The 10217-nt window shown below is 75.3% G+C and carries 10 protein-coding genes; 9 read left to right on the top strand and 1 reads right to left on the bottom strand.

The window, feature by feature from the left end; translation table 11 throughout:
- Positions 1 to 166: 166 nt before the first annotated feature.
- Positions 167 to 1333 (bottom strand): sensor histidine kinase, encoded by a 1167-nt coding sequence (locus ACH436_RS13545; RefSeq protein WP_430560715.1) that lies wholly within the window; start codon positions 1331 to 1333, stop codon positions 167 to 169.
- 207 nt (positions 1334 to 1540) lie between these two features.
- Between ACH436_RS13545 and ACH436_RS13540 the strand changes: the two genes are divergently transcribed.
- The 9 genes from ACH436_RS13540 (at position 1541) to ACH436_RS13500 (ending at position 10174) form a co-directional block, all read left to right on the top strand.
- A complete protein-coding gene (locus tag ACH436_RS13540) occupies positions 1541 to 1993 on the top strand; it encodes a hypothetical protein (RefSeq protein ID WP_430560714.1) in 453 nt (150 codons plus the stop codon).
- On the top strand, positions 1990 to 3585 hold the full coding sequence (locus ACH436_RS13535; protein WP_430560713.1) for a multicopper oxidase family protein: 1596 nt from the start codon (positions 1990 to 1992) through the stop codon (positions 3583 to 3585). Before ACH436_RS13540 ends, ACH436_RS13535 begins: the two co-directional genes overlap by 4 nt.
- A 17-nt stretch (positions 3586 to 3602) precedes the next feature.
- Positions 3603 to 4514 carry an arginase family protein gene (locus ACH436_RS13530; RefSeq protein WP_430560712.1) on the top strand — a complete coding sequence of 304 codons (912 nt, stop codon included), beginning with the start codon at positions 3603 to 3605 and terminating at the stop codon, positions 4512 to 4514.
- 51 nt (positions 4515 to 4565) lie between these two features.
- Positions 4566 to 5141 carry a GNAT family N-acetyltransferase gene (locus ACH436_RS13525; protein ID WP_430560711.1) on the top strand — a complete coding sequence of 192 codons (576 nt, stop codon included), beginning with the start codon at positions 4566 to 4568 and terminating at the stop codon, positions 5139 to 5141.
- Positions 5142 to 5186: 45 nt separating this feature from the next.
- Entirely contained in the window at positions 5187 to 5633 is a 447-nt protein-coding gene (locus ACH436_RS13520) for a helix-turn-helix transcriptional regulator (RefSeq protein WP_430560710.1), read from the top strand.
- 26 nt (positions 5634 to 5659) lie between these two features.
- Complete coding sequence (locus ACH436_RS13515; protein WP_430561024.1) at positions 5660 to 6070, top strand: VOC family protein; 411 nt, start codon at positions 5660 to 5662, stop codon at positions 6068 to 6070.
- A gap of 279 nt (positions 6071 to 6349) precedes the next feature.
- Positions 6350 to 6931: an MOSC domain-containing protein gene (locus ACH436_RS13510; protein ID WP_430560709.1), complete on the top strand. Its 582-nt coding sequence runs from the start codon at positions 6350 to 6352 to the stop codon at positions 6929 to 6931.
- Positions 6932 to 6974: 43 nt separating this feature from the next.
- Complete coding sequence (locus ACH436_RS13505) at positions 6975 to 9368, top strand: ATP-binding cassette domain-containing protein (protein ID WP_430560708.1); 2394 nt, start codon at positions 6975 to 6977, stop codon at positions 9366 to 9368.
- Positions 9368 to 10174, top strand: coding sequence for an SDR family NAD(P)-dependent oxidoreductase (locus ACH436_RS13500; protein WP_430560707.1), 807 nt, complete (start codon positions 9368 to 9370; stop codon positions 10172 to 10174). The genes ACH436_RS13505 and ACH436_RS13500 overlap by 1 nt, the downstream gene beginning before the upstream one ends.
- Positions 10175 to 10217: the final 43 nt, after the last annotated feature.

The following is a 10217-nucleotide window of genomic DNA, read 5'->3' as shown; positions in this document are numbered from 1 at the left end:
TCGGGGCCGCGGGCCCGGCGGCGCGGCGGCGAGGGGGGCGGGCCGCAGGCCCCCGGGCCCGCCCCCCCCCCCCCGCGGGGCCCCCCCCCCCCCCGCCCGCCCCCCCCCCCCCCCCCCCCCGAAACTGCCGCATCGAGCACGAACTGCCGCGCCGAGGACCGGCGCGTCAGCGGGGCAGCGTCGCCGGGAGGTCCGCGATGACGGCGAACCCGCCGTCCGGCACGTCGCCCGCGGTGAGCGTGCCGCCCAGCAGGCCCGCGCGCTCGCGCATCCCCGCCAGCCCGGTGCCGGGGCCCGGCGCGGGCCCGGTGCCGCGGCCGTCGTCGGTCACGCTCAGGCGCAGCCGCCCGTCGTCGACGGCGGCTCGGACCCGCACGTGCCGGGCGTCCGCGTGGCGCAGCACGTTGGTGAGGGCCTCCTGGGCGATGCGGTAGGCGGCGGCGTCGATCGCGTCGCTGAGCACGCCGGGCGCGACGGTGTCGACCACCTCGACCTCGACGCCGGCGGCCCGCACCGGCGCGACCAGCGCGTCGAGGCCCGACAGGCCGAGCGCCCCGCGCGGCGCGGCCTCGGGTGCCGCCGACCGCAGCACCTTCACCGTGGCGCGCAGCTCGTCGAGCGTGCCCGACGCCGCCTCCCGCACCTGGTGGAGCGCGGCACGGGCGGCGTCGTCGTCCCGACCCACGGCCTCCTGCGCCACCCCCGCGTGCAGGGCCACGACGGACAGCTCGTGCCCGACGGTGTCGTGCAGGTCGCGGGCGATGCGCAGCCGCTCCGCCTGCAACCGCTCCTGCGCGGCGTGCGCCTCCTCCGCCGCCGTGAGGTCGCGGACCAGCGCCGTCCGCTCGCGGGCTTCGCGCGCCAGCCGCACGGCGACGCCGAGCGCGACCGCCGCGGCCGTGAGGGCGACGTTGGTGACCAGGTCGTAGGCGGTGAGCGCGACGGACGGGTCGACGTCGTCGCCGGTCACGCGGAACCAGGTGGCGACCGCGACGAGCACGCCGCCGGTCCCGGCCGACCAGGCGGTACGGCCCCGCTCCGCCGCCGCGTACAGCGCCGCGACCGCGGGGAGCACCATGCCGATCGGCGCGAAGCCCAGCGCGTAGTAGGCGCAGACCCCGAGGAACGTGAGCACGAGCATCGTGCGGGGCGCGTGCCGCCGCAGGAGCACGAGCCCGCCGAACCCCGCCGCGAACAGGTATGCCGCCGCGCCGGCGTCGCCCTGGCCCGACGGGTCGGCCGCGATGACGACCGCGACGACCAGCGTGGAGGCCAGCGCCAGCACGACGTCGGTCACCCACGGGCTCGGCGGCGCCGTCGCGGACGAGGTCATGCGGTCAGGCTAGGCGCCGCCCCGGGAGGGCGCCGACCAGGCGGTTGACACCGTTATCGCGCACGAATCGGGCCGATAACGGTGTCAACCGCCTGTTCGGCACACGACGGGTGGGTGAACGGTCAGGGTCGCTGTCGCCCCGGGGCGACAGCAGGAGACGCTCCTGCGCCGATGTGTCGCCCCCGTGCCCGCCGGGAGGGTCGGGGCATGACTTCGAACCTGCCTTCTCCCCAGCCCCGTCCACAGCCTTCGACACCGGCCTCGACACCGCCCTCGACACCGACGCGTGCCGGCATCTCCTGGCCCGACGTCGCCGGGCTCGCCTCGATGGCGCTGCTGTGGCCGCTCACCGGGCTCACCGGCATCGGCGGCACGGGCGCGCCGCGGGTGCTCGGCATCGTCGCGCTCACCGCCGTCGTGTGGATCGGCGTCGTCGGCCTCGGCCGGGTGCCCCGACCCGTGCTCACCCTGACCCTGACCGGGCTCGCGTCCGGTGTCCTCGCCCTCCTCGTCTCGACGCTGTTCGGCGGCGTGGGGCCGGGCGGCGAGGGGGCGGCCGCGTGGACGGCGGTCCCGGCGCTCGCGATGGACGCCGGCTGGGGCGCGCTCGCCGGCGTCGTCGCGCTCGGCGTCCAGAAGGCCCGCGGCGGCGCCCGATGACCCGGCGGTGGACGGCGGTCGCGGCGCTCGCCGCCGTCGTCACGGCCCTCGCCGCAGGGTGCGGGGCGATCCCCGGCTCGGTGACGCCCGTCGACGAGCCGGAGTTCTCGCGCGAGCTGCCGATCCCGCCGCTCGCGGAGTCGACCGTCGCCGACGGCGTCCGTACCTTCCGCCTCACCGCGCAGGAGGGGACGACCGAGCTGCTGCCCGGCGTCGAGACCCCCACCTGGGGCTTCGACGGGGCCTACCTCGGCCCGACGCTGCGGGCGGAGCGCGGCGAGAAGGTCGCCGTCGAGGTGGCCAACGACCTGGACGTCACGACCAGCGTGCACTGGCACGGCATGCACCTGCCTGCAGCGATGGACGGCGGCCCGCACCAGCCCGTCGAGCCGGGCGCCACGTGGCGGCCCACCTGGACGATCGACCAGCCCGCCGCGACGCTCTGGTACCACCCGCACCCGCACGGCGAGACGGAGGAGCACGTGTACCGCGGCCTCGCCGGGCTGTTCCTGCTCGACGACGACGCGTCGCGCGCCGCCGACCTGCCGCAGGAGTACGGCGTCGACGACGTCCCGGTCGTCGTGCAGGACAAGGTGATCGGCGACGACGGGCGGCTCGTGCTGAAGGACGACGGCGGCGAGCCGGGCACGCTCGGCGGCACGGTCGTGACGAACGGTGTCGCCGGCGCGTACCAGCGCGTCACGACCGAGCGGGTGCGGGTGCGGCTGCTCAACGGGTCGACCGCGCGCACGTACGCGCTCGGGTTCGCGGACCGGGAGATGGACCTCGTGGCCACCGACGGCGGCCTCCTCGACGCCCCGGTGCGGCTGGACCACGTCCGGCTGGCGCCGGGGGAGCGGGCCGAGGTGGTGGTCGCGATGGAGCCCGGGGAAACCGCGCGGCTGCGCTCGTCGGAGGCCGACCTGGGCGGCGTCGCGGCGCCGTTTGCGATGGGCGGCAACGACGCGTTCGACGTGCTGGAGCTGCGCGCGGCGGACGAGCTGGCGCCGTCGCCGGAGCCGTCGTGGGGGCGCTCGCGGCACGCGGCCGAGGACGCGCTGCACGAGGAGGATGCGACCGTGACCCGCACGTTCGACCTCGACGAGCGCACGATCAACGGCGAGCGGATGGACGCCGGCCGCATCGACGAGGTCGCGACCGTCGGCAGCACCGAGGTGTGGGAGGTGCGCAACACCATCCCGATGCCGCACAGCTTCCACGTGCACGACGTGCAGTTCCGGGTCCTCACGATCGACGGGCAGGCGCCGCCGCCGGAGCTCGCCGGCCCGAAGGACACCGTCTACCTGGAGCCGCGCCGCACCTACCGGCTGCTGCTGCGGTTCGAGGACTACACGGACGACGTGCTGCCGTACATGTACCACTGCCACATGCTGCTGCACGAGGACGAGGGGATGATGGGCCAGCTCCTCGTCGTCGAGCCGGGGTCCGACGCGCGGCCGGGGCCGTCGGCCGCGCTCTCGGGGCGCGGCGGGCACGACGCCGGGCACGACGCCGGGCACGACGCCTCCGGTCCGGCGGTGGGCGACGGGTACGGGCCGCGGGGCGCGGCCGCCCTGCACGACCACGGGTGACCTGCCACGCTGGCGGCGTGATCGCGCTGCTGTCGGCCCCCACGAACCTCGGCCTGCGCCCGCCGGCGCCGGGCAGGCTGCCGGGCACGTGGCGCGCGCCCGAGGCGTTGCGCGCGGCGGGCCTGCACCGGCGCCTGGCGTCCGCCGGGGCCGTCGACGCGGGCATCGTCGAGCCGGGGCCGTACGTGGACGACGACGGGCGCCGGCCGCCCGGCACGATCCGCAACCAGGCGGCGGTCGTCGACCACGCGCGGCGACTGTCCCGGCGGATCGTGGAGCTGGTCGACGAGGGGCGGACGCCGCTGGTGCTCGGCGGCGACTGCAGCCTGCTGGTCGGCGCCGGCCTGGCGCTGCGGTCCCTGGCGGCGCGCCCGGGAGCCGGGCTGGTCCACGTGGACGGTCACACCGACTTCCGGCACCCCGGCAACAGCGACGCCTACGGCAGCCTGGCGGGGGAGGACCTGGCGGCGGCGGTCGGGCTGCACCTGCCGGAGGTCGCGGACGTCGACGGGCTCGGTCCGTACGTCGAGCCGGCCCGGGCGGTGCACGTGGGGTGCCGGGACGACGACGAGGAAGCCGCCGAGGTGCGGGGCCTGCTGGCCGACGTGGTCCCGGCCGCGGAGGTGATCCGCGTCGGCGGGACGGCGGCGGGCGACCGGGTGCTGGCGGCCGTCGGCACGGCGGGCGGGTTCTGGCTGCAGGTGGACGTCGACGTGCTCGATCCGACATGGATGCCCGCCGTCGACAGCCCGGACGCGGGCGGGCTGGACCCGGACCAGCTGGTCGAGCTGCTCCGCACCCTCGCGCCGTGGGCGCTGGGCGCGTCCGTCACGGTCTTCGACCCCGAGCTGGACCCGGACGGACGGCACGCCGCCACCGTCGCGGACGTCGTCGTGCGCGGTCTCGGCACCCTCGGCTCGCGCCGCTGAACAGCACGAACGGGCTGGCGCGCCGGCCGACGACGGTGCCAGGATCGCCGCGTGCCCACCCTGCTGCCCGTGACGTTCGCGCCCTTCACCGACCCCGAGCAGCCGGTGCTCGACGTGCCCGCGGCGGGTGCGCGGCTGCGGCCGTGGCGCGTCGAGGACGCGGCTGCGGTGCGCGCCGTCTACGCCGACGCCGCGATCCAGCAGTGGCACGTGCGCGTCCTGGAGTCGGACGACGAGGCGCGCGAGGTGCTCGACGGCTGGCGGGCGGGCTGGGCCGACGGTCGCGAGTCGAGCTGGGCGGTCGCGGACGCGACCGACGACTCGGTCGTGCTGGGCCGGACGGCCGTCAAGACGTTCGACCCGCACGGCGTGGGCGCCGTCGCGTACTGGACGGCCCCCGCCGCCCGGGGCCGCGGGGTGGCTCCCGCCGCGCTGGTCGTGGCGGCGGGGTGGGCGTTCGCCGCCGGCTTCCACCGGCTGGAGCTGGTGCACTCGACCGACAACCCGTCGTCGTGCCGCGTCGCCGAGAAGGCGGGCTTCGAGGCCGAGGGCGTGCTGCGGCAGTCCGTGCGGCACCTCGACGGCTGGCACGACATGCACCTGCACGCCCGGCTGGCGACGCCGTGATCTCAGCGGCGCGCGGGTGCCGGCCGGCCGTGGAAGCATCGCATCGTGACCAGCAGCGACGCCGACCGGCTCCGTGACCTCGCGCTGCTGCGGCGCGTGCGCGACCGGATGGACCGGGAGTTCGCGCAGCCGCTGGACGTGGAGGCGCTGGCCCGCGGCGTGCACATGTCGGCCGGGCACCTGAGCCGGCAGTTCAGGGCCGCGTTCGGGGAGTCGCCGTACAGCTACCTCATGACGCGGCGCATCGAGCGGGCGATGACGCTGCTGCGGCGGGGCGACCTGAGCGTCACGGAGGTGTGCTTCGAGGTCGGGTCCTCCTCGCTCGGCACGTTCAGCACGCGGTTCACGGAGCTGGTCGGGATGGCGCCCAGCGAGTACGCCCGGCGGGCGCGGTCGTCGGAGGCGGGGGAGCTGCCCTCGTGCGTCACGAAGCAGGTGACCCGACCGGTCAGGAATCGAGAAGCGCCGGCCGTGGACCTCCACCTAGCGTGAATGTCATGAGCGACTCCACGAACGACATCGACATCACCATCCACACGACCTTCCTCCCGCACACCGACCCGGAGGCCTCCCTGGGCTTCTACCGCGACCTGCTCGGCTTCGAGCTGGTCCAGGACGTCGGCCAGGGCGAGATGCGCTGGCTGACCTTCGTCTCGCCGGCGCAGCCCGAGACCCGCCTCGTCCTCACCCCGCCCGCCGCCGACCCCGGCGTCACCGACGACGAGCGCCGCACCATCCGCGAGCTCATGGCCAAGGGCAGCTACCAGTCGATCATCCTGGGCACCAAGGACCTGGACGGCGTCTTCGCCAGGCTCCAGGCCGCCGACGCCGAGGTGGTCTCCGAGCCCGCCGAGCAGCCCTGGGGCGTGCGCGACTGCGCCTTCCGTGACCCCGCGGGCAACATGGTCCGCATCGACCAGGTCGGGTGAGCGCCGTGGCCCACCCGGTCGCCCGCGTCGTCCCGGCCGGTGCCTGACGTGTGCGTCCCGGGGCTCCCGCGCCTCACCCGGCGTACCGTCACCGGTGCCGACGGCAGCGAAGGAGCGGTCACGCGGTGGCGGTCCGTCGACGAGCCGGCGCCCGGCACCGAGCCACGCGTCGTCGACGGGGCCCGGCAGCCCTCGACAGAGGCGCGCCGCATCGACAAGGCTCTGGCAGAGCTGCACGGCTGAGCCGAGCCGCCGGACCCGCAGACCGAAGGAGCACAGGTGACCGTGACGGACCCCTCGCCCGCCACCCCGTCGTCCGGCACGACGGCGAGCGTCGTCGCGGTGCACGCGAGCGGCGTCCACGGCTTCAGCAAGCCGTCCGTCGACCGGATCGTGCTGGTCGAGGGCGTGGGGGTCGTGGGCGACGCGCACGCGGGGGTCACCGTGCAGCACCGCAGCCGGGTCGCCCGGGACGCCTCGCAGCCGAACCTGCGCCAGGTGCACCTCATCCACGCCGAGCTCTTCGACCTCCTCGCCGCCGCCGGCCACGACGTGGCGCCCGGCGACCTGGAGGAGAACGTCACCACCCGCGGGATCGACCTGCTCTCGCTGCCCGTGGGCACCCGGCTGACCGTCGGCGACGCCGTCGTGACGGTCACGGGCCTGCGCAACCCCTGCCAGCGGATCAACGACTTCCAGCCCGGCCTGCTCAAGCAGCTGCTGCGTCGCGGCGACGACGGCGAGGTGGTGCGGCTGGCCGGTGTCATGGGCATCGTGTCGCGCGGCGGCGTGGTCCGGCCCGGGGACGTCGTCGACGTCGTGCTGCCGCCTCCGCCGCACCTGCCGCTCACCCGTGTCTGACCACCCGCGTCCGACCGCACCCACCACCCGAAGGAGCACCACGGTGACTGCCACGGAATCCCGCCCTGCCGCGACGTCGTCGCACGCCGCCGACGCCCACGACGTCATCCGCGTCCAGGGCGCGCGCGAGAACAACCTGCGCGACGTGGACGTCGAGATCCCCAAGCGCCGCCTCACCGTGTTCACCGGGGTGTCGGGCTCGGGCAAGAGCTCGCTGGTGTTCGCGACCATCGCCGCCGAGTCGCGACGGCTCATCGACGAGACGTACTCGACGTTCGTGCAGGGCTTCATGCCGTCGCTGCCGCGCCCCGACGTGGACGTCCTCGAGGGCATCACCACCGCGATCCTCGTGGACCAGGAGCGGATGGGCGCCAACGTGCGGTCCACCGTCGGCACCGTCACGGACGCGAACGCCATGCTGCGCAACCTGTTCAGCCGCGTCGGAGAGCCGTACGTCGGGCCGCCGACGGCGTTCTCGTTCAACATCCCGACGTCGACGGCGAGCGGCGTGTTCTCGACCGGCAAGGCGGGCGGCGAGGTCGAGAAGAAGGTCGTGCGCAACCAGGTGTACCTGGGGGGCATGTGCCCCGAGTGCGAGGGCCGCGGCACCGTCTCCGACCTGGACCTGTCCGTCATCGTCGACGAGTCATTGTCGCTCAACGACGGCGCCATCCTCGTGCCCGGCTACAAGGCCGACGGCTGGATGGTGAAGGGCTTCTCCGAGTCCGGGATGCTCGACGGCGACAAGCCGGTGCAGGACTTCACGGACGCCGAGCGGCACGACTTCCTCTACAAGGAGAAGGGGAAGATCAAGGCGCTCGGGATGAACATGACCTACCAGGGCCTCATCCCCAAGCTGCGCGAGTCGATGTTCAGCAAGGCGCCCGAGTCGCTGCAGCCGCACGTGCGCGCGTTCGTCGAGCGGGCCGCGGTGTTCGTGCCCTGCCCGGCCTGCGACGGCACCCGGCTGAACGAGTCCGCCCGGTCGGCGAAGGTCAACGGCGCCGGCATCGCGGACGTGTGCCGCATGCAGATCACGGACGCCGCCGCGTGGGCGCGGGGGATCGACGCGCCGGGCGTCGCGCCGCTCGTCGGGGCGCTGCTGCACCTCTTCGACAAGTTCGTCGAGATCGGGCTGGGCTACCTGTCGCTGGAGCGGCCCGCCGGCACCCTGTCCGGCGGCGAGGCGCAGCGCACCAAGATGATCCGGCACCTCGGGTCGGCGCTGACCGACGTCACGTACGTCTTCGACGAGCCGACGATCGGCCTGCACCCGCACGACATCGAACGGATGAACGGCCTGCTCCTGGAGCTGCGCGACAAGGGCAACACGGTGCTCGTCGTCGAGCACAAGCCCGAGGCGATCGCGATCGCCGACCACGTGGTCGACCTCGGCCCCGGGGCCGGCACCGACGGCGGCACGATCTGCTTCGAGGGCACCGTCGAGGGGCTGCGCGCGAGCGGCACCCTCACGGGCCGCCACCTGGACGACCGGGTCTCGGTCAAGGAGTCCGTGCGCACGCCGTCCGGGGCGCTCGAGATCCGCGGCGCGGCGCAGAACAACCTGCGCGACGTCGACGTCGACGTGCCGACCGGCGTCCTCACCGTCGTCACGGGCGTCGCGGGCTCCGGCAAGAGCTCGCTGATCCACGGCAACCTGGCCGGGCGCGACGGCGTGGTCGTCGTCGACCAGGGCGCGATCAAGGGCTCCCGGCGCTCCAACCCCGCCACGTACACCGGCCTGCTGGAGCCGATCCGCAAGGCGTTCGCCAAGGCGAACGGCGTGAAGCCGGCCCTGTTCAGCGCGAACTCCGAGGGCGCGTGCCCCACCTGCAAGGGCAACGGGCGCATCTACACGGAGCTCGGCTTCATGGAGACCGTCGAGACGCCCTGCGAGGACTGCGGCGGCAAGCGGTTCATGGCGTCGGTGCTGGAGTACACGCTCGGCGGCAAGAACATCGCCGACGTGCTCGACCTGTCCGTGGCGCAGGCGCACGCCTTCTTCCGGGAGGGGGAGGCGAAGATCCCGGCGGCGCACCGGATCCTGGCCCACCTGGAGGACGTCGGCCTCGGCTACGTGAAGCTGGGCCAGCCGCTCAACACCCTGTCCGGCGGCGAGCGGCAGCGGCTCAAGCTCGCCATGCACATGGGCGACAAGGGCGGCACGTACATTCTCGACGAGCCCACCACCGGTCTGCACCTGGCCGACGTCGCGAACCTGCTCGGCCTCCTCGACCGGCTGGTCGACGCCGGCAGGACCGTGATCGTCATCGAGCACCACCAGGCCGTGATGGCGCACGCGGACTGGATCATCGACCTCGGCCCCGGCGCCGGGCACGACGGCGGCACGCTCGTGTTCGAGGGCACCCCCGCCGACCTCGTGGCCGCCCGGTCCACCGTGACCGGCGAGCACCTCGCGGACTACGTGGGCGCCTGATGCGGGACGGCGGGCGGGGGAGAGCGACGGACCGCTTCGCCGGGCGCGTCGCGCTCGTGACGGGGGCCGCGCACGGCATCGGCGCCGCCGTCGCGCGCCGCCTGTCCGCCGAGGGCGCGGCGGTGGTGCTGGCGGACGTCGACGCCGCCGCGGCCGAGGAGGTGCGGGCGGGGCTCGAGCCGCCCGCCCGCGAGCGCGCGCTCGTCGTGCCCTGCGACCTCACCGACCCCGCGTCGGTCGAGGCCGCGGTGGCGGCCGCCGTCACCCGGCACGGACGCCTGGACGCGCTGGTCAACGTCGCGGGCGGCGCGCTGCCGCACCCGGACCAGCTCGACGGCGGCACCGACGCCGACTGGGCGGCCACGGTGGACCTCAATCTCACCGGCCCCGCCCGTGTGGTGCGGGCCGCGGCGCCGCACCTGACCCGCCCGGGCGGCGCCGTCGTGCTGGTCGGGTCGGTCAACGGGCTCGCGGCGTTCGGCGGCGACGCCTACTCCGCCGCGAAGGCCGGGCTGGGCGTGCTGGCGAAGAACCTCGCGGTCCGCCTCGGGCCGGACGGCGTGCGCGTCAACGTCGTCGCGCCCGGCACGATCCGCACCCGCGTCTGGGACGACCAGGGCGGCCCCGACCGCCTCGCGCCGATGTACCCGCTCGGCCGCGTGGGCGAGCCGGAGGACGTCGCCGCGGCCGTCGCGTTCCTCGCGTCCGACGACGCCGCGTGGATCACGGGGGTGACCCTGCCCGTCGAGGGCGGCGTGCTCGCCGGCCCGCTCGCCACCTTCGCCCGGCTCGCCGACGAGACCTGACGAGACCTGACGAGCGCGCGCTATCGTGGCGGGGCGGTTCGAG

It is taken from the genome of Isoptericola sp. NPDC019693 (assembly GCF_044389085.1).
Lineage (GTDB): Bacteria > Actinomycetota > Actinomycetes > Actinomycetales > Cellulomonadaceae > Isoptericola.
Note: the sequence above shows the minus strand (reverse complement) of the source record. Positions and strands in the feature narration are given on the sequence as shown.